This is a genomic window from cf. Phormidesmis sp. LEGE 11477 (genome assembly GCF_015207105.1).
GTDB lineage: Bacteria > Cyanobacteriota > Cyanobacteriia > Phormidesmidales > Phormidesmidaceae > Phormidesmis.
Window position 1 is genome coordinate 1 of record NZ_JADEXO010000115.1, and the last position, 18,875, is coordinate 18,875.

The 18,875-nt window shown below is 51.1% G+C and carries 16 protein-coding genes; 5 read left to right on the top strand and 11 right to left on the bottom strand.

All coding sequences use genetic code 11. The features are described 5' to 3' along the window. Positions 1–27 precede the first annotated feature (27 nt). A complete protein-coding gene (cas2, locus tag IQ256_RS23440) occupies positions 28–306 on the bottom strand; it encodes a CRISPR-associated endonuclease Cas2 (protein WP_193858116.1) in 279 nt (92 codons plus the stop codon). A gap of 25 nt (positions 307–331) precedes the next feature. Next, positions 332–2,314 (bottom strand): CRISPR-associated endonuclease Cas1, encoded by a 1,983-nt coding sequence (gene cas1 / locus IQ256_RS23445; protein WP_193858117.1) that lies wholly within the window; start codon positions 2,312–2,314, stop codon positions 332–334. 219 nt (positions 2,315–2,533) lie between these two features. Here cas1 and IQ256_RS23450 point away from each other — a divergent pair, with 219 nt between their 5' ends. Together IQ256_RS23450 and IQ256_RS23455 are read left to right on the top strand one after the other, a co-directional pair. Then, positions 2,534–3,157 (top strand): Uma2 family endonuclease, encoded by a 624-nt coding sequence (locus IQ256_RS23450; RefSeq protein WP_193858118.1) that lies wholly within the window; start codon positions 2,534–2,536, stop codon positions 3,155–3,157. A 4-nt stretch (positions 3,158–3,161) separates the two neighbouring features. Next, the gene (locus tag IQ256_RS23455) at positions 3,162–4,595 is read left to right on the top strand and encodes a helix-turn-helix domain-containing protein (protein ID WP_193858119.1); all 1,434 of its coding nucleotides are present in this window, start codon (positions 3,162–3,164) and stop codon (positions 4,593–4,595) included. 50 nt (positions 4,596–4,645) lie between these two features. Here the strand turns inward: IQ256_RS23455 and IQ256_RS23460 are convergent, their stop codons facing one another. The 4 genes from IQ256_RS23460 to ubiG form a co-directional block, all read right to left on the bottom strand. Next, positions 4,646–5,656 (bottom strand): tetratricopeptide repeat protein, encoded by a 1,011-nt coding sequence (locus IQ256_RS23460; protein ID WP_228025207.1) that lies wholly within the window; start codon positions 5,654–5,656, stop codon positions 4,646–4,648. Between the two features lie 96 nt (positions 5,657–5,752). Beyond that, positions 5,753–6,472 carry an ABC transporter ATP-binding protein gene (locus IQ256_RS23465; RefSeq protein ID WP_193858121.1) on the bottom strand — a complete coding sequence of 240 codons (720 nt, stop codon included), beginning with the start codon at positions 6,470–6,472 and terminating at the stop codon, positions 5,753–5,755. Between the two features lie 14 nt (positions 6,473–6,486). Continuing rightward, entirely contained in the window at positions 6,487–7,707 is a 1,221-nt protein-coding gene (locus IQ256_RS23470) for an ABC transporter permease (RefSeq protein WP_193858122.1), read from the bottom strand. 473 nt (positions 7,708–8,180) lie between these two features. Then, positions 8,181–8,954 (bottom strand): bifunctional 2-polyprenyl-6-hydroxyphenol methylase/3-demethylubiquinol 3-O-methyltransferase UbiG, encoded by a 774-nt coding sequence (gene ubiG, locus IQ256_RS23475; protein WP_193858123.1) that lies wholly within the window; start codon positions 8,952–8,954, stop codon positions 8,181–8,183. Positions 8,955–8,986: 32 nt separating this feature from the next. Between ubiG and IQ256_RS23480 the strand changes: the two genes are divergently transcribed. Next, positions 8,987–9,721 (top strand): TIGR04283 family arsenosugar biosynthesis glycosyltransferase, encoded by a 735-nt coding sequence (locus IQ256_RS23480; protein WP_193858124.1) that lies wholly within the window; start codon positions 8,987–8,989, stop codon positions 9,719–9,721. Here IQ256_RS23480 and IQ256_RS23485 read toward each other — a convergent pair. After that, positions 9,703–10,401 (bottom strand): DUF547 domain-containing protein, encoded by a 699-nt coding sequence (locus tag IQ256_RS23485; protein WP_228025208.1) that lies wholly within the window; start codon positions 10,399–10,401, stop codon positions 9,703–9,705. The genes IQ256_RS23480 and IQ256_RS23485 overlap by 19 nt on opposite strands. A gap of 44 nt (positions 10,402–10,445) precedes the next feature. Here IQ256_RS23485 and IQ256_RS23490 point away from each other — a divergent pair, with 44 nt between their 5' ends. Further along, the gene (locus IQ256_RS23490) at positions 10,446–10,997 is read left to right on the top strand and encodes a rhodanese-like domain-containing protein (RefSeq protein WP_193858125.1); all 552 of its coding nucleotides are present in this window, start codon (positions 10,446–10,448) and stop codon (positions 10,995–10,997) included. Between the two features lie 15 nt (positions 10,998–11,012). Here IQ256_RS23490 and IQ256_RS23495 read toward each other — a convergent pair whose 3' ends face one another. Beyond that, the gene (locus tag IQ256_RS23495; protein ID WP_193858126.1) at positions 11,013–14,417 is read right to left on the bottom strand and encodes a hypothetical protein; all 3,405 of its coding nucleotides are present in this window, start codon (positions 14,415–14,417) and stop codon (positions 11,013–11,015) included. 856 nt (positions 14,418–15,273) lie between these two features. Between IQ256_RS23495 and IQ256_RS23500 the strand changes: the two genes are divergently transcribed. Continuing rightward, the gene (locus IQ256_RS23500; protein WP_193858127.1) at positions 15,274–15,906 is read left to right on the top strand and encodes an RraA family protein; all 633 of its coding nucleotides are present in this window, start codon (positions 15,274–15,276) and stop codon (positions 15,904–15,906) included. Between the two features lie 54 nt (positions 15,907–15,960). Here IQ256_RS23500 and IQ256_RS23505 read toward each other — a convergent pair whose 3' ends face one another. The 3 genes from IQ256_RS23505 to IQ256_RS23515 all read right to left on the bottom strand — a co-directional run. After that, positions 15,961–16,785 carry an SDR family oxidoreductase gene (locus IQ256_RS23505; RefSeq protein ID WP_228025209.1) on the bottom strand — a complete coding sequence of 275 codons (825 nt, stop codon included), beginning with the start codon at positions 16,783–16,785 and terminating at the stop codon, positions 15,961–15,963. 90 nt (positions 16,786–16,875) lie between these two features. After that, the gene (locus IQ256_RS23510) at positions 16,876–17,676 is read right to left on the bottom strand and encodes an SRPBCC family protein (protein ID WP_228025210.1); all 801 of its coding nucleotides are present in this window, start codon (positions 17,674–17,676) and stop codon (positions 16,876–16,878) included. Continuing rightward, a partial coding sequence (locus IQ256_RS23515) for a polyketide synthase (protein ID WP_228025211.1) occupies positions 17,673–18,875 on the bottom strand: 1,203 nt, incomplete at its 5' end. The genes IQ256_RS23515 and IQ256_RS23510, both read right to left, overlap by 4 nt.

Consider the following 18,875-nt stretch of genomic DNA (forward strand, 5'->3'; position numbering starts at 1 on the left):
TCCCCATCCCCCATCCCCCCATCTCTGTCAAACAATAAACACCACATCATCAACCTTCCGCTCCGGCTGCATCCCCATCACCGCCACCATCTTTCGATAGCGAGGCGACATCGGATAAAACCGCACCTGGTCTTCTGTCTCATCGATATACTTCGCCAACTTCTTATTCAACATCTCTCGTTGATCCGGCGTCAGCACGCACTCAAAAACAGACTTTTGCACTCGTAAGCCATAACCTTCGAGAATGTGAGCAACCTTGGTGCGACGCCGATCGAGCACGACATCGTAACAAACTAGATAGAACATCTTCGTCTCTCGTACTTTCCTTCTCTTACTTCGTCCAAATCATCGGTCGATAGTCCTCCCGCTCTCCACTAATCACCGCCGCATATTCCCAGACTTGTAGCTCAAAACACCGTCGCAAACTCACCTTGTAGCCCGTATGTGGATGCACCGTCTGTGACTGCAGCTTCTCTTCCCAATGCTTCAAAAATCGTTTCAAGCCATCAGGATGCAAGTACACTCCGCCTCGCCCATCCGGCGGTGTAAAATCGTCTGGCTTGTAGATATTAGAATTGAGCAGATACGCCACCAGCGAATCCACGGCCATCGCCCTGAACTCTTCTACGAGATCGCACACCAGCGACGGGCGATTCGGCTGAGTTACGTGCAGATTGCCAAAGTGAGTATGCAAACCCGCTGCTTCAGTCATCGCATGGACATTCTGAGACAGCAGTGTATAGCCCAAGCTCAACAAACTATTGGTCGGATCTGTGGGCGGACGGCGGGTTCGCTTTTCAAACTTGAAAGGCCCCTTCAGCAGCGAACCATAAGCCTGAAAATAGAGATGAGCCCCTTGCCCCTCGTATCCCAGCATGGATTCGACCGGTTCTACGGTTCGTACCTTTTTCATTAGTGCGGCCAGCTCTTTTATCGCCTTTGTTGCGAGTTCTGTCTTCCGCCGTCGATTCAGCCGCATCAGCAGCTTACGAGAATTGTGTAGCTTTCCAACAATAATGTTCTGCGCCTGCCGCCGTACGAAGCTTTCATCTCGTGATCTATCTACCTGATGAATCAAGTAGTCAATCTTCGCCTGACCAGTTGTCTCTAATCGACCAAAGTAGCGTCCCTTGTTGGACAGATACAGCACCGGGATTCGCCGCTGTAGCGCTAGCCGCACTGCGCCATGCGATACATTCGAGGCTCCAAAGATTACAACAAAGGTAATATTGTTCGCCGGAATGCTAATCCGCAATTCTCGCTCGTGAAATACCTGGAACTGCTGATGCCGCACCCGCAGATATGCCCCTTGCTCTGTCACATACAAAGTTGTCATGCCATCTCTCCAATATTCGTCTGTTGATCGTTTAATCTTGCGCTTCGGAAACTTAATAATGCTGCAAGCCTTCGGTGGCCCATACACTGGCTTTGCTAGCTTCTTCTCCTTCTTTTTCACCGACCACGTCCGCTCAGGTCTAATCACCTGTTGCTGTGCGAACGTGTGTCCTAAAAAGGTAAACCCCTCATCCGGTCCAACAATCTTCGTCTTCTTTGGATTCAGCGTTAGATAGATATCCTCTAGCCAGCCGTGCATCATCATCAAAAAACGATTTGCCTGCAGATAGCTATGGCACACCGCCACACAGTCATCCCCGTAGCGCACCAGCGGAATCTCCGCCTCCTGACACAAGCGGTCAAACTCACTCAGATACAGATTCGCCAACGCCCCAGACAAGATGCCGCCTTGAACCACGCCTTTATTGGGCCGATAGAACTGTCCTTGCAACACCATTCCTGCCTTTAGCTGCTGCTCGATTAGCCGTACCTGACCCGGCACAATCTTTAGCCGCTCTAGCTGACCTAGCAACACTCCCCAAGAAAGATTGTCAAAAAACTGTTGAATATCCGCTTTGATCACCCAGGTCGGCTGCGGCGCGTAGCGCTCCATCACCCGATCCACCGCGCCATAGATCGATAGACCGGGCCGATAGGCAAACGCGCTGTCTGTAAACGTGGCCTCTAGCCGAGGGTAAATCGACTGGAGCAAATAGCGCTGAAGAATGCGATCCTTCACCGTCGACAGCCCAATTAGCCGCTTGCCGACCTGCTCACCGTTCTTCTTCTTGGGCACAAAGAATCCTTTTACCGGATCTGCCCCATACACCTCTCGCCGTAGCTGCCGATGCATCCGCGCGATCTGTTCTTCTGCCACCCCTGCGAATAACTCTGTTGTAATTCCATCGATGCCCGCTGCCGGACTGCCTCTTTGCACCAATCCCCACGCCGCATACAGATGCTCTGCGTAAACCTGCATTTGTTTGTCTCCTTTAGCCCGTAATCGGACCTCTTTTCGTTGACAAACTCATCCTGCCAAGTCCCTACCTCAGCTCATCCCCGAGTAGGGCATGAGTTCACGCGGCTTTTCATGCCTGAGTTCACACCGCTCTTCAGGCATGGGTTCGTGCCCCTAGAGTGGCTCTGCTATACTTTCTAAATTCGGATATAGCTGCGATGCGGAGCTTGGTTCAAGCTAATGACGTTTACTTCTACGCGCTACAAGACCTATAGAGAATATCTAGCCTCAGAGCTGCCAGCCAGCAATCTTCGCCTGCTAAGTAACGGAGAAGTGATCGAATTGCCGCCAGAAGATAGAGAAAATAGCTTTATTGCTGAAGAACTTACCGAGCGGCTAAAACGACTGCTTCCGAATAGACGCCTAGTCAGCGTCTCAACTGAAATAGAAGTCCAGCCAGTGGGTGATAGCCGGGTCAATCGCAGGCCCGATTTAAGCGTGCTTCGCCCCGAACATCTGGAGCTGATGAATGCGCTTAAAAAGAACGCCGTTTTGATAGGGATGCCGCCGCCGTTGCTGGTTGCTGAAGTGGTGAGTCCAGGGAGCGATTCTCCACAGGAGAGGCTTCGCCATCGCACCGAAAACTACCTCCGTGACTATGAATGGAAACGTCAGCAGTACGAATGGTGGCAAATCGCTGAATACTGGATTATCGATCGCCATCGGCAGCAGATTGTTATCTTCATGCTAAAAAGCGACACTTACGAAGAACAGATCTACAAAGGCGCTGATACTGTAAAATCACACCTGTTCCCAACCTTGCAGCTATCCGCCAATCAGCTACTCTCGGGTAACATCATTTGAGCCTATGGCCCGCTCTGTTTGCCTGCATCCTGACTATCGAGATGCGATTCCATCCGTCCTAGAACGCAACGGCTTTCTCACTCAAGGAGATCTAGCCGCTCACCTGCTAATCGCGCTCTCTACAGTCAACAATTTCTGTCGAGGCATCCGAGTCTCCGTTGCCAAATTCGAGCAAATTTGTGAAGCGCTCGGCCTCGATCCTCACGAAATCATGCTGCCAAAAGGCAATATTCCCCTCAGCAACAAAGCTGATTCCTCTACCTCGCCTAAGCCTGCCTTCTTCGCCTACGACGCCTTTTGGGTCGGACGCGAATCGCTCGTCACCACCCTCACCGAAAAACTCAGCAGCAACTGTCGCCTATTGCTACTCACCGGTCTTTCTGGCATCGGCAAAACCGCACTAGCCGAGCGGCTAACGGCCAACCTACAGGATCAAAAGCAACCGCACCAACATAGTCACTACCGCCTACTCAGAGAGAACTTCGATCAAAAAGAACAGTCCACCGACTTTATCAGCTTCGCTACCCGCCTACTAGAAGGCTGCGGCCAGTTGGTAGCTCTCGAAGAACGCACCCAAAGCTCAGTCCTCATCCGCCGCTTAGTCACACACCTACAGACCACGCCTACGCTGATCCTAATCGACTCGCTTGAGCAGATCCTGCACGGCAATAATGAACAGAACCAGAGCCAGTTTCAAGACGATGGCTTTGTCACCTTCTTTCAAGCGCTCCTAGCAAGCAGCACCTGTCAGAGCCGCCTGATCATCACCTCTCAAGAACTCCCCTCACAGATTGTAGAGACTGGTTCTCGCTACCAAACCCTCTGGCATCGTCAGGCTATCAAAGGTCTAAGTGAATCCGAGCAGCAAGCACTCTTCCAACAAACCGGCTTTATCGCAGGCGACCCCAACCTGGTCAGAATCGGCAAAGCCTACGAAGGCCACCCCTTAGCGCTACGAACCATATTAGGAGAGATCAGCGATACACCCTTCTTCGGCAACGTATCTGCCTACTGGAAACGCTACCGCTCAGAAATCGAAGCCGTCGAAAAAGCGCTCGCCGCAGCCGCACTCGGCCACACCACAGGCGCAGATGACAAATGGCAGCTCGATCGTTTCACCCGCGCTCTCCGCCGCAACGTCCAAACTCGCTTAGAAAATACCTTGGCTCGGCTGCGGCAAGATGCTCGCGGTGCCTACATTTTGCTGTGTGAGTCGTCAGTCTATCGCTGTGCAGTGCCCGAAGACTGGTGGCTAAGCCATCTAGAAGACTGGGAGTTCGCCGCCGCAGACCAAACTGCGGCGCTCGATGTCTTACGCGATCGCTACCTAGTCGAAGAAGTTGTTGAAGCAGTAACAGACGAACCTACCCTCTTACTCAAGCAGCACAACCTGATCCGCTCTCTCTCACTTTCTCACCTCAAAATGCTATCGATTTAGAGCAACAGGGTTCAGTTTGACCGCGCCCGCCTAAGTTATGACAATGCCAGTTAAGATTGCTCTTGACTTTCGATTAAAGTAATTTGAGTTTGAGCGATGTTGGCCCATGCTGAGTTGCCCTGGGTGAGGTACAGATTGCTAGCGGTGGCTAACAGCGCCTTAGCTTCTGGGTAGCGCTGTAGGTCTGCTAGGGCCAGCGCTTTGGCGTAGTAGGCGTGGGCAAAGTTTGGCTGCAATTCGATGGCGTTGTCAAAGGCGATGATGGCGGTGACGGGGCTGCTTTGGCGGACGAACGATACGCCTAGGTTGTAGTGGGCTTCTGCGTAGGTTTTGTCTAGGGCGATCGCATTCTCAAAGGCTTTTTGGGCGTTGCTGTACTGCTGCTGGCTGAGGTAGAGCAGGCCGATTTGATAGTGCGATTTGGGGGCGGAGGCAGGTTGGGCGATCGCCTGATTAAAGGCGGTAAAGGCAGCAGCAAGATCGCCTTCTCGCTGGTGCAACAGCCCCATGTTGTAGTGGGCAATGCCTAGCTCAGGGTCTAGTTCGAGCGCGCGTAGGAGGTAGTCTTTGGCCTGGTCGATGTTGTCGCCTTCTAGCAGGGCCGCCCCGAGATTGACATAGCCTAAAACAAAGGTCGGATCGGCTTGAATCGCCTGCCAAAACGAATCGGCGGCAGCCTGAAGCTGTTCGTCTTGACGCAAAGCCAGACCCAGGTTGTAGTGAGCGGCGACTAGTGCAGGATTGAGACTAACGGCGCTTTCAAACGATTCAATCGCGGCAGGCACGTCGCCAGCTCGGATAAATTCAATGCCCGCTGCCACGGCTGCGATCGCGGCATCTTCGTCTGGCTCGGACTCGGATTGCTTGCTGCGCTCAGATAAGCGAGAGTCAAACGAAGGAAGATCGAATAGCGCAGGCTGTACCTCAGGCTGAGTAGTTTTACCCTGGCTAGCGCTGTGCAGCCAGGGGCTAAAGCTGATACCCATCGAGGCTATCAAAGCCAGGCAGACTTGATAGCCGCTTGGGCGTTCTGTAGCCTTTTTGCTCCGCGTATTGTCCATCGGTGAAACCCCCGTCATCCATCCGTCTATAAGATTACAGACCTAGACCAGCTCGCCCTTGCTAGAACAAAGCTATCGCCTTTCTCTGTAGCCCTTCTATACTGGCATGGCGGTGACGCTAGCAAGCTCTTCTGGGGCTAGATGATGATTGAGCACTTCTCCATCGCGGAACCAGATGATCCTGTTGGTGAGCCGGGCGACTTCGGGTTCATGAGTGACCATGACGACGGTGATGCCGCTTTTATTCAGCTCAGAAAAGATGTTGATTACGTCTTGAGTGGTTTGGGTGTCTAGGGCTCCGGTGGGCTCGTCGGCTAGAATCAGCAGCGGATTGTTGACAATGGCACGGGCGATCGCCACTCGCTGCTGCTGTCCGCCCGATAGCTGATTGGGTCGATTGTTTACCCGGTTGCCTAAGCCCACTTGCTCTAACGCTGCGATCGCCCGTTTCTGCCGCTGTGAGCTAGAGACGCCCGCATACATCATCGGCTGTTCTACATTTTCTAGGGCGGTAAGATGCGGCAGCAGATGAAACTGCTGAAAAACAAAGCCAATTTTTCGATTGCGAATGTGGGCTAGCTCATCTTCGGCCAGCTTGGCGACATTTTGCCCATCGAAGAAATATTCGCCAGCGGTGGGCTGATCGAGGCAGCCAATCATATTCATCGCCGTAGATTTGCCAGAGCCCGATGGCCCCATAATCGAGCAGTACTCGCCGCTATCGATAGTCATATTTACATCCCACAGCGCGCGAACTTCGGTGTTGCCCGTGCCGTAGACTTTGGCGATATTGCGAAATTGAATTAGAGGAGACATGGGGTTTTCTTTTCCTAGGCGCTGCGAAGGGCCACAATCGGATCTAGCTTGGCGGCTTGGCGAGCGGGAACAACGCCAAAGAACAACCCAATGCTGCCCGAAACGCCGACGGCGACAACGACGGCGCTAACAGAGACGCCAGCTTCAAAAGGGCTAATCGCTGCGATCAAAAAGATGCCGCCTGCGCCGAAGGCTGTGCCGATCAGTCCGCCTAGCGCAGAGAGAATCACCGCTTCGATCAAGAACTGACTAAGGATGTCTTTTGGGGATGCGCCGATGGCTTTGCGTAGGCCAATTTCTTGGGTACGTTCGCGGACAGAGACGAGCATGATGTTCATAATGCCAATGCCGCCCACGAATAGAGAAATGGATGCGATCGCAGCGAGCATCAAGGTCAGTGCGCCCGTGACCGTATTGGCGATATCCAGCAGCGTGTCTTGACTTTGGATATAGAAATCGTCACCTGCGGTAATGCGATGGCGCAGGCGCAGCAGATTGGTGATTTGAAACTCGGCGGTCTCCATCGCTTCTTGACTAACTGCCGAGATAGAGATAAACCCCACCTCAATACCGTAGGGCGAAGTGCGACCGACCAGCCGACTGGTCAAGGTCGTAATTGGAATCATCACCGAGTCATCGTAGTCGAGCCCTAGACTAGATCCTTTTTTCTCTAGGACGCCGATGATTTCAAACGTGATTCCTTTGATTCGAACCTGCTTACCTAGAGGACTTTCGTTATCAAACAGTCGTTCGGCTAGCGTACTGCCAATCACCGCAACCAGACGGTTTGAGCGCTCGTCCAAGTCATCGAGGAAGCGTCCTTGAGCAACTTCAAAGTTACGGACATTTAAGAACCCTTGGGTTGTGCCGGTGATGCTGGTACTGGTATTGCGATTGCGATAGTTGACAATGCCTTGAGTAGATTTCTCGGCGGCGACGGCTGCTACAGAGGGGACTTGAGTCGCGATCGCCTTCGCATCGGCTAGCACCAGCGTTCTAGGGATATCGAGATCGCCTAGCTGCCTGGCTTCACGATTGCCGGGCACGACGAACAGCACGTTTGGCCCTAGGTCTTGCAATTGGCCATTCACATACTTTTGTGCGCCTTCACCGATGCCGACCATGGCAATCACAGAAGCATTGCCGATGATGATGCCTAGCATCGTCAGGCCACTACGCAATTTGTTAGCGCTAAGCGTTTTAGTCGCCATTTTGAGGCTTTCGGCAAAATTCATAAAGTCGAGGCTGAATCTTTTAGTACTTATTAGGATAGCGAATCTGGCAGAGCAAACTTTTGCATAAGTCTGCTCGTCACGCCTGAACACGCTTGAATAGTGACTAATCAATCGCTGCCTTAGGAAAATGCGAATTAATAACCTCAGTGGCATAGATTGCCTACCCACCCCGACCTCCGCTAGGCTTCGGCCACCGCTGTCTTGGTGGACATTCCCTAGCGCCGCAAAGCGACGCGGGCTTCCACCGCTGTCTTGGTGGACATTCCCTAGCGCCGCAAAGCGACGCGGGCTTCCACCGCTGTCTTGGTGGACATTCCCTAGCGCCGCAAAGCGACGCGGGCTTCCACCGCTCCGGCGGAGGGGAAATTGCCTATGTGTATAGGAATACGGGACTTGGTTCCCTGTGGGAACCGTAAGGGAGGGGTTTTCGGTCTGTATGCTACGTGCAGATGCCAGAAAGAGCGTCCGGTATGTTATTTGGCCGCAACTCCCTTAGTAGCCACGCCAATATACATAACGCGCTGACTAGAACTGTTGCTTTTAGATTGATTACCGTCGGTGAAGTCTATCTGAAACTTTCCTGTTTTTTGATACTTGTATAGCCTTCTGAGCTTGCCTAGTATGCCTGCGCCGAATAGATCAAAGCCAGACAGCGCCTGCAGCTTCATTTGTTGCTGTTCTAGCAGCGCCGAGAGTTCTGCGGGCGTGATGAACTTTTGCCAATCGTGAACGCCGCGTGGAATCTGCCTGAGCGTATTTTCTAATAGCCAAATCATTACTAGCTTTGACTGCCAGGTGCGATTGATCGTATCAAAGCAAAACCAGCCGCCGGGTCTGAGCACGCGGCCAATCTCTGCTATGGTCTGGGCCACATCTTCTACATGCTCTAGCACATCGACGCAGACAACCGCGTCAAAGCAAGCATCGGTGAAAGGAAGCCGTTCGGCCTGAGCCTGCTTGTATGCGATCGCTAACCCGGCTTCGTCGGCATGCCTGCTAGCGGCCCGAACACAGGCCGCAGATTGATCAACACCGGTAACTTGAGCGCCACGACCGGCCAAAAACTCACAGGTAAAGCCACCGCCGCAGCCAACATCTAGCACCTTGAGATCCTGCCAGTGTTGAATATAGCGATCAAAAAACTGAAACCGCAGCGGATTGAGTCGATTGAGCGGGGCGACGGTGGCGCTTTTTTGCCACCATTCTGTAGCCCACTGGTCATAATAAGAGAGATCGTTGCGTTTCATGTAGAGCCAGGGCTAGGGCAAGGTAAGGCGAATTGGCGAGTGTTTCTATTATTATCCCAACGCTGAACGAGTCGAAGGTGTTAGCCAGAACGCTGCGGCAGTTAACTATACTCGATCCGCCTGCCAAAGAAGTGATTGTCGTCGATGGCGGCAGCGATGATGATACGGTGGCGATCGCCCAAAAATACAGTGCAACCATCCTCACAACTCAGCACGCTAGACGGTCTACCCAAATGAACCTAGGTGCCCAGCAGGCCAGCGGCGATATCTTGTGCTTTTTGCACGGCGATACGATTGTGCCAGATGATGTAGTTGACGTGATATTAGCTACTTTGAGCGATTCTACTGTGGCCTGCGGCGGCTTTGTTTCACTGATGACGGGCCGCATGACCACCCGCTGGTCAACCTCGTTGCACAACAGTCTTAAAACCTACTACGCGCCGCTGTTGTTTCGGCCCCGGCTGTTTTTAACAAAGGGACTGAGGCTGTTGTTTGGCGATCAGGTAATGTTCTGTCGTCGAACAGATTTTTTGGCCTGTGGTGGTTTTGACAGCGCGCTTGAGATTATGGAAGAGGCGGATTTGTGCATTAAGCTGGCGCAGCGAGGCCGGATCAAGCAGGTGAATCGTACCGTCCAATCTTCGGATCGGCGGGTGGCAAAGTGGGGGCCTATCAAGGCCAATTTGATCTATCTGGCGATTGGTATGCTGTGGGGCGTCGGCGTATCGACCACGACACTAAAACGGTTCTATGAGAATGTGCGCTGATCGTTGAGCTGCCAGCTATAGGGTAGATAGACGATATTGACGTTGGCTGGAATGGTCGCCTCTGCGAGGTAGGTCTGAATATAGTCGGGAACAGATCCGGCTGTCGCGGCAAAATCATCCTCGTACCATTTGAAGATTTTGCTGCAATAGAGCGTATTACTCGCCGCGTCGTAGTTGACTTTGGCCGTGTCGTTGATAAAGCGCTGGGCGTCTGCTTCTAGCTGGTCTAAGACCTGGTCTGGTGTATAGGCTTCAGAGCGCAGCAGCGGACAGCCGGTAGAAGCGCAGACCAGGGCGAAATGAGTGCGTGATTCGTCATATTGAGGGCGGAGGATGTCTTGTTCGATATTGTCTAGGCTGAGGGTGCGATCGCCTAGCGAATAAACAGACTGCTTGAAGAATAAGAGAAAGCTAGCCCAGTTAGGCACGCCTAGAACTTTAGGGCGAATAGAGCGGATAGGATATTTTTGTAGTACCTGCCGAATGACTAGGGCGTTGTAGAGATTGATCAAAAAGGCGATCGCACTCTCCCGGCCCATAGCACTCAGATCAGCAGTCTGCAAGCTAGCTAGCCACTGGTCGAGCTCTCTGGCAGACTCTTTTTGCCAGAGGGTATAGTCTACCTGTCCGCTGACAACATAGGTCCGTAGCATCTGCGACCAAGGTGCAAAGTCAATCAAGGTTAGTCTCCTAGGATCTGTTCAATCTACACAAAAGGTCGGCTATGAGCTGGTTTTCTTCCTTTTCATTCTATATACGTACCTTAGCGTGGAAAGGCGTCAAGCACTGGATCAGACGCTCGTTCCCATCAGTGCCGACGATCTCTACAGCGCAGCTAGCCCGGTGGTTGGCGGCAGATCCGTCTACTCTTCCACACTTGATCGACGCTCGCAAACCAGAAGAGTACGCAGTTAGCCACTTGCTCGGTGCCTATCGAGCCAAAACGATACCTGAGGTTGACAAGTTAGGAATTTCTAAAGACACGCCGATTGTAGTTTATTGTTCCGTTGGCTATCGTTCTGCGCGGCTAGGACAGGCGCTAAGAGCAGCTGGCTATCGAGCTATAAACTTAGAGGGATCTATCTTTCAATGGGCTAACGAGCACAGACCTTTAGTCACTGAACCCTTAGTCACAAAAGGTTCAGTGACTGGCTCTTTAGTGACTGGCCAAGGCCCACCGATCGCCGAAGGCACACGGGCGACGCATGAGGTTCATCCTTACAATACTTTCTGGGGCATGTTGCTAAATCCGAATCAGCCAAGCGCCTCTAGATAGCGCCTCTAGGCAAAGCTATTCAGGGTCGAGCAGTGCGCCGAATAGTGCCGACATTAGCCGATCTCGGTGAGTCTGGATGCTGTTTGGCTCACTGGCCTGGTCAGCGTGAGCCAGGAGGATGCTGCTGGCACTGGCCAGGTAGTCTTGGAGATGACCGTTGTAGCGTGTCTGTCTGCGTAAAAGCGCCTTCAAAGTCTTTTGCTGCCGAAAGCGATATTCTCCATGTAGCATATCGAGGAGCTTTTCGATGTCTGTTTGGATAGGCGATCGCGCTTCTTCTGAAACTAGATGCAGCCGCAGCACCATACAGGCCGCAGAGAAGATTTTGCCGAGATCTGCAATCTCTGTTATTCGCCGTGGATACAGATCGCGTACAGAAGTGATCTCTTGGGAAGTATACTGCGCCGGGTCATCACTATCGCTAAACGATCGGGTAATTCTGCGATAGCTTTCAGTTTTGCCGTTGACTTTCTTTTTTACGTTCTCAAAGCGACAGCCATCTTCTGCGATCGCCCAGGCCATGTTCAATAGACGGATAGCCGTGGTTAGCTTTTCGTCCCAGTCGGCGGGCTGCTGGGCTTTGTCTAGCTCGAATTCGGTGATGCGATCGCTACAGAGCAGATACATCCCCCTTGCGAAAAACAGATAGCAGGCATTAGTGCCAAACAAGTAGATATTATCTGTAGGTCGCTCTGGCGTCAGCTTAGGTAGCAGCGCCGGATCCATCCCCAGCAAAGAGATATCTAAAGTAATGAAACTATCTTCTTTTCTACTAACCTGCTGTTTCTCCGCCCCCCGCAGCTCTAGTATGGCTGGCAGCTTTGCTATCTCATAGGGATCTTTGTTGTCATAGGCATCGTATTCATCATATTCATCTGGTAGACCGCTTTTCTCTTTAATGTCGTAATAGCATCGGCGTCCTGTCTCGGCATAGGTTAGCAGCGCGTGATTGCGTAGCGTCTCTGCCCACTGTAAGCATGCGGACGGATTCAAAGCCTCACTAGTAGGAGAGCTCCATATCTCTGACTGAGCGTAGGCAGCAGCAAGATAGAGATAGCTTTGCGTCGCAGCGTAGCAGGCATAGACTTCACTATCGCCATCTGCCGCTGCATACAGACGAGCCTTCTCAGCTAAATACAGTCTGCCTAGATGGGTAGAAGCTTCAGTGCGCCGCTGTCCGGCAAAGCTTTCAGAAGCTAAGACCTGTCTATCTTCTAGTACATACTGTGAAAAGAAGGTCAGCAGCTTGGCTCTGGTGAAATAGATTTTACCGAGCAAAGCGTGGTGGGGATTGAAGATGCCCTGCGAGGGTTCTCTAACGACAACATATTTTTTGAGTCTGACTTCTAAATGTTGCTTCGCGTGCTCTAACGCTGCCCATGACTTTTGGATCAGTACCTGTCGGTTGATATCTCGTTCGCAGCCTGGTAGAAGATATTCACCATGCCGATCGTCTTCGCGATCGTATAGATAGTAGTAATTGGCCAGACAAATCAGATATCGGACAATCAGCGCCCCCGAAAAAATCTCAAACTCTTGCTCGCTATTTCTTCGTTCATCACTATTAATATCTAGCCCCTGCTGAACATATTCGTCAATGAACTTGAGGCCACTTAGATAGGGATAGCTAGCTCGATAAGCCCCTTCATCTAGCAAAGCTTCCGCAATAGAAAGATAAGCCTCCACATGGATAGAAGAGTCTTGTTTATCTAAGCTACCTACCTCCATATCTAGGCTGTCTGCCCCTAGCGTCTTATCGATGATGTTCTTATGTAGAATGCCACTCATCGCCATAGAAGAGAAGGGATAGCGCTTCAAAGCAGCCCAGGCTTTTTTGAGAACGATCATCTTTTCTGTTCTTTCGCACAGCTCTGATAGATAAATATCTGGGCAGATGCCAGTGTTCCTAACCGCCTGCAGGCGTGCCATCAGCGCCGCGCGAGCCTGTGCCAGCAAAAAATCAAAGCCGCAATAGTCGCCATGACCAATCGGATCATTAAATGACGACAGCTCGTAAGGGCGATCGCTCTGGTCAAACTGTTGTAAAGCTTTTGCTACTGCCTCGTTATAACAAAGCTGGGCAAGGCTATGCGCCCAAACTGGAGAAGACACATTATCTCGAATGATCTGCTGCGTGGAGGTGACATCATGGGCAATCGGAAAGAAGCTGCTAAGGCAAGGAATGTCTCTTAGCAGCGTCAGGTTAAGGATCTTAATGATGTGGGCGAGGGTGCCGCCAATGCCTGTACTATCCAGATAGAAGTCAACTCTTCTGCGATCGCCTTGTGAAAGCGTGGGGTTATCAGAAATTTTCTCAAAAGTCTTTTTGATTGAGCCTTGATAGCTAGAAGGCACCTTGATATAGAATTCAACCGTAAATTTCACTGATTCTTGAGAGGCTAAATCATAATCACTCGGCCCTGAAGTGCCAGCTTCATTAGGGCCTGCTCTTCGGTTTAGCTCGGCATCTAGATCTAGCAGCTCTGGGTTCAACAGCGGCGTGTATCCGCTACTTTTTCTATCTTTTATTGAAACATTTAGAAAGGGCAGAGGACCATAAGCCTTCATCGTTACTCGCTTCAGGTAGATAGGAAACTGCTGAGTCAAGCGTTCGTTGCTGACAACAGTTTGAGCAAGCTTGTGAACAAAGGCTGGCTGTAGATAGTGGCGGATATACGGATTTTCTGTTTCTTTATCTGATAAGAAAGCTCTAGTATTGCCGCTGCGGGTTAGCAGTCGACGAATCGCTCTTTTTGCTTTTTCAGTCAGCTCAAGGATGGTATCTTGCTTACCTAGCGAGATCGGTTTTCCATTGCGCTCATAAGTCGGCTTATCCGGCAAGTATGCTAATGAGTCTGCTACGGTGCTGGTAATCAACTGGTCGATATCGTTCAAGTTTTCAATATCGTCTCGTTGGCTAGAAAAATCTAGCCCGACTGCTTCTTTGTATGCCTTGAAAACAACTTCATAATTTTCAACGCCGCCCGCTGCCCTTAGCGTTAATAGCATCTGTCTAAGCAGCGTTAGGCCGTCGCCCTTTGGTAAGCCTAACTGCTGGCATTCCTCTGGCGTTAGATTGATGACCTTGTGGAGCGCTATCAGCGTATCTTCTGCCGTTAGCACTCGGTTGTAGGGAATTTCGCCCTGCTCATATTCTCTGTTTAAATTTTGGTTTAGCTCGCTGAGCATCTGAACAATCATACCTGTGGTGATATTGCTCTGCTCGATCGCACCGTCCCATTGTCCTTTTTGCTCAAAGAGAGGCTTAACTAATTTTCGGAAACCTCTGTTGCCCAATCGAGTGGCGATTTTCAGAGCAATAGGCTCTCCGGTTGCCTTTCGACTAACTGCAAGTCGGGCGAAAAGATAGCGATACAGATGATAGATACGCCAGCTATCAAACTCTTTGTAGTCAGACATACATAACACAAAAGAAAATGGGGACTTTCAGGAAAGAAATTGGATCTTCATAGAAGTTTCACACAGATCCAATTGTCCCAATTTCTCATGCTTTTAGATAGGTAAACGTATCATTGGCTACAAAAATAGCCAAAAACTATCTAATCGGTATCAAAAGCTACTGAATTCTCTTTCTTTGTTTGTCTTGGCGTAGCCATTCGCCATCTACGTATATAGCGCGATCGCCCCAAAAGACAAAGTGTCAATTATATCAATCTCTCTCAATATAAGGTCAGTAGGAGAACCGAACAGGTGGAATTGCAAGATTCTCCTATTGAACGTTTGCCACGGGAGGTAAATCACAATGACCCATCCATAGTAGATCAACGACAGCCGTTTTTGTTTCAGGCTGAGGAGCCTTCTTTATGAAACCTTAACCCAGCAGACTTACTAGAATCAAATGTGAGTCTGCGCTATCTATCCCTTTATGCCCTCTCCATAGGAGAGCTTAGTTAGATGCCTACTCCACTTAGAACTGATGCGCCACACCATGTGCATCCACACCACATCTCTTGCCCCAGTTGCGGACAACACTCGGTCGTTCTTAGAGGTGAGAACCACTATGTTTGTCTCAACTGCGGCTGGAGCCGCAATGTCTCTAGAGGCGGCAGCTTCATTGAGTTCTTCCTCTTCGCCTTTCTGATTGTCATCCTCTTATCTCTACTTTTTTGATAGCTCAGTGACGATTAGGTGAATAGAACAGCTCAGTAGATTGTGAGACAGCCCTAGATGCTTGAAATATCAGCATCTAGGTTTTTTCTTGAATTTTTCCTCTAAACCAGTTGCTATACTTTTGCGATGCTATTTTCCTTCTCTTATGCAAGATTCCTTCGCTAAGTACCGAGCTATTTCTCCAACAGCCTATGCTGATGCGCTGGCGCGATCACAGTTCATGAACCTCGGCATTCGTGAGCTGTGGCCTCAGATTCCGCGAATTGCCGGGCCTGCCTACACTGTGCGGTGTGTACCGGGCGATAACCTGATGCTGCATGCGGCTATCTATCGGGCCGCACCAGGAGCGGTAATTGTGGTAGAAGCAGGCAACAGCGACTATGCAATGAGCGGTGGGAATGTGTGCGCGATCGCCCAAAAAAGAAACATTGCAGGCTTTGTGATCGACGGTGCAATTCGAGACATTGCTGAAGTACGCATCGCTAAGTTTCCGGTTTTTGCTAGGGGATGTATTCCTAAACCGGGGAAGAAAGCGCAGCTAGGTGAATTGCAAAGGTCAATTATGTGCGGCGGCGTCAAAGTCTTTCCAGGCGATATTGTGATTGCCGATGAGGAAGGAATTGCGGTAGTGCCTCACGCAGAAGCAGAAGCGGTTTGGCAGATTGCAAAAGATAGAGCGGACAAAGACGCCGCGCAGTCTTTAGAAGAGTGGGAGGATGCTCATCACGTCAAGATTGAAAGACTCCTATCAGAGAAGGGGTTTGTAGAACCTGTCTAATAGGATCTTGCTGCCGAGTTTATATACTTGAGTTCGCGGGCTTAAGTTCATTAACTACTGACGGGGATGTCTAGCGATAATTCCATCAAAGTACCTGTTTAACAGGGGTGCTATTAGACTATGCAATCGAGTCAAAACCTTTATCTCCGTGCCCGGAGAGATTTCAAACCTGTTTTGCTGTATTCCTTTCAAGATGAGCTGGGCAACATCGTCGGCTGTCCACGGCTTAGCTGTGGCTGTGATTGCTTTGGTCGCAGCGGGCTTGGTTTTGTTCTCTTCTATTAATTGAGGAGTCTGCGTATCCGGGGGGTAGACCACAGAGACACCAATGCCGATCGGCTTTAGCTCGGCTCGGAGCGATTCGGCCAGTCCGCGAACTGCAAACTTGCTGGGCCCGTAGGCGCTATAGCCGTAGAGCCCAACTAGCCCAGCGGCAGATGAGATTAGGCAAAGATGCCCAGCCTGCTGCTGTTCCATGACTGGTAAGACGGCGCGAATACAGTAGAGCGTGCCAAAGTAGTTAGTCGACATGGCCTCTGCAAACGCATCGATAGGCAGCGCCTGAAAGTGCCCAGGACGGGCAATGCCTGCACTGGTAACGAGTAAATGCGGTGGACCAAGCTGTTCTATGGCAGTTTGAATAGCTTGTTCGGCTTGGCTGCGATCGCTCACATCTCCTACCACCGTCACCACGCTTTGCCGAGCAGACTGTCTGGCCTGCTCTATCTCTGCTTTCGCCGAGCGCAAACGATCTTGGCTACGGCTGATGATAGAGATATTGGCACCCTGTTCTGCTAGCTGTCGCGCGATCGCCTTGCCAATTCCACTTGATCCTCCGGTGATGATCGCGTGCTGATTGTGGCCGTTTATTTGAAGCATGGCATGGCTAGCGTTGTGTTCATAAGATCTTGCATTTTGCCAAAAAGCTGAACACGCACCGCTGTTCTTCGTGCCCCGCAAGCAGGCATATTATTCAGCTGCCACTGCTTTCGCTCTTTTCTCAGTTTCTGCCTTGGCTGCAAGCAGAGAGTCTTCTAAGACCAGTCGATAGGTGCTGAAGAACAATCCTCTAGGCGAACTATTACCAGGGTCAATGTTTACCTGGTGCGTGACGAGTACCTGTTCTGTCCCAGAGTCATCAGTTGTCACCGGATCTAGCTGCCAAATGCCTTGCAAAGCATCCAAATCGCCGTCAACTAGCCGAAAATCCACCACCTTGGGATAATTTTCTGTTGATTCAATCACCACTCGGCTGTTGATTTCAAGGACTGAAGGCACAACAGAGATCACGTTCATCTGTTCAAACACGCGGCGATTATCTTCCGATTCTAAAAGCTCGCTGTTCTCTATGTTAGGCAAGAACTTCTCAAAGTTGTCATAGTCTGTTAGGACTTCCCACGCTTGTTCTACAGGCGCGTCAATCAACACTCGCGCTGTAAACTGCCCATTGTCTCCATTCCGGGCAGCGCTAACCATCACTTGGCCCGCTTCTAGTGCAGCGCGTTCTTGCCCTGAGAGCGCATCAAAAACACTTTGGCTAGACTCTTCTGTCAGCGACAGTTGGCTCTGAGCTGAGGCAGTAGTGGCAAGGGGCGTGATCAATGTAAGCGCGATCGCAGCTAGTTTGCCTAGCGACCGAGCACGCCGGGGAGTGTGACGAGAAGACATAATCGCGACTAACCTCAAAAATCCTTCAAACTCTTCAGTATAAGTTACCTTATAAACCGCGCTAGGAGATGACACTACAGTGACACCCAAAGTTGTGCTCAAAGCTGGTCTCGACCCGGTCCATAGTACTCTCGCTGAAATGGATAGGTCGGTAAGGCTAGCTTGTTGTGATCTCGACCCTGATAAAGTGCGCCCCAGTTAACCGTTTCGCCATTGACGTATTGTTTTGCCGTGGCAGCCAGAGAGATAGCAGAAGGGGAAACTGCTGAAGGAGAGAAAGGCACTTTTGTCTTTGAGCGCGTAATCTTGTCACTGTTGGGCTTGTTACTTTTGGAACTGTCACCTTTAGGCTTGCCACCTTTAGGCTTGTCACCTTTATAGCTGTCACTGTAATAACAGTCGAGCTGAGGACGGCCAGAAAGCACAGCGATTAGCTTTTGCCGTAGCGTTGAAAGAGACGTAGAGACAACAGCTAGGCGATAGGGGAAGTGCGACCGCCCCACGCTGGCTGTAAAGCACAAGTCGGCTAGCTGACTATCTGAATGGGCAGCTAGATATTGGGCATAGCGGGCAACTAGCTGCGTCAGAGCGGCGGCTGATCTGGCGGATAAAGGGAGAAGATAGGAATGAGGCTGCTCGCGATCGCGTTCTTCCTCCACAGCAGACCCGTTAGAAAACTCATTAGAAAGCGCATTAGAAGACTGTTCAGAAGAGATTCTAAGCGGCTTGGATGGCGATTGTACAATCAAGTGGGCGTTGGTGCCATTGAAGCCAAAGGCGCTGACACCCACCGTGCGAACGTCGGTTTCTGCTGGCCAAGGCATTGTTTGCTGGGGCAAATGAAAAGGCAGCGCTGCCCAGTCAATCAGCGGATTAGGACGGTCGAGATGTAGGTTAGCCGGGATTTGTTTATGCTCAATCGCTAAAACTGCTTTGATTAATCCGGCCATTCCCGCTGCGGCTTCTGCATGGCCGATATTCGTCTTGAGCGCCCCTAGCACTATCGGCTTTGTTCGCTTGGCCTCTGCAAATACCTGACCCAACGCGCCGACTTCAATCGGATCGCCTAGCGCCGTTCCCGTGCCGTGCGTTTCTACATAGTCCACCTCGGCGGGCGTCAGGCGGCTAGCGGATAGTGCCTGTTGAATGACCGCCACTTGAGCCGAGTTGCTAGGGGCTGTTAGGCCATTGGTGCGTCCGTCGTGGTTGGTGGCAGATCCGAGGATGACTGCTTGAATGCGATCGCCTGCCGCCTGCGCCTCACTCAGCCGCTTGAGTACGACTATGCCGCCGCCTTCTGC

Bases quoted from the DNA above. Each gene is read 5' to 3' on its own strand.
- IQ256_RS23455 (WP_193858119.1), top strand. From the start codon at position 3,162: ATGGCCCGCTCTGTTTGCCTGCATCCTGACTATCGAGATGCGATTCCA.
- IQ256_RS23505 (WP_228025209.1), bottom strand. From the start codon at position 16,785: ATGCTTCAAATAAACGGCCACAATCAGCACGCGATCATCACCGGAGGA.
- cas2 (WP_193858116.1), bottom strand. From the start codon at position 306: ATGTTCTATCTAGTTTGTTACGATGTCGTGCTCGATCGGCGTCGCACC.
- IQ256_RS23465 (WP_193858121.1), bottom strand. From the start codon at position 6,472: ATGTCTCCTCTAATTCAATTTCGCAATATCGCCAAAGTCTACGGCACG.
- ubiG (WP_193858123.1), bottom strand. From the start codon at position 8,954: ATGAAACGCAACGATCTCTCTTATTATGACCAGTGGGCTACAGAATGG.
- cas1 (WP_193858117.1), bottom strand. From the start codon at position 2,314: ATGCAGGTTTACGCAGAGCATCTGTATGCGGCGTGGGGATTGGTGCAA.
- IQ256_RS23490 (WP_193858125.1), top strand. From the start codon at position 10,446: ATGAGCTGGTTTTCTTCCTTTTCATTCTATATACGTACCTTAGCGTGG.
- IQ256_RS23450 (WP_193858118.1), top strand. From the start codon at position 2,534: ATGACGTTTACTTCTACGCGCTACAAGACCTATAGAGAATATCTAGCC.
- IQ256_RS23495 (WP_193858126.1), bottom strand. From the start codon at position 14,417: ATGTCTGACTACAAAGAGTTTGATAGCTGGCGTATCTATCATCTGTAT.
- IQ256_RS23460 (WP_228025207.1), bottom strand. From the start codon at position 5,656: ATGGACAATACGCGGAGCAAAAAGGCTACAGAACGCCCAAGCGGCTAT.
- IQ256_RS23470 (WP_193858122.1), bottom strand. From the start codon at position 7,707: ATGAATTTTGCCGAAAGCCTCAAAATGGCGACTAAAACGCTTAGCGCT.
- IQ256_RS23500 (WP_193858127.1), top strand. From the start codon at position 15,274: ATGCAAGATTCCTTCGCTAAGTACCGAGCTATTTCTCCAACAGCCTAT.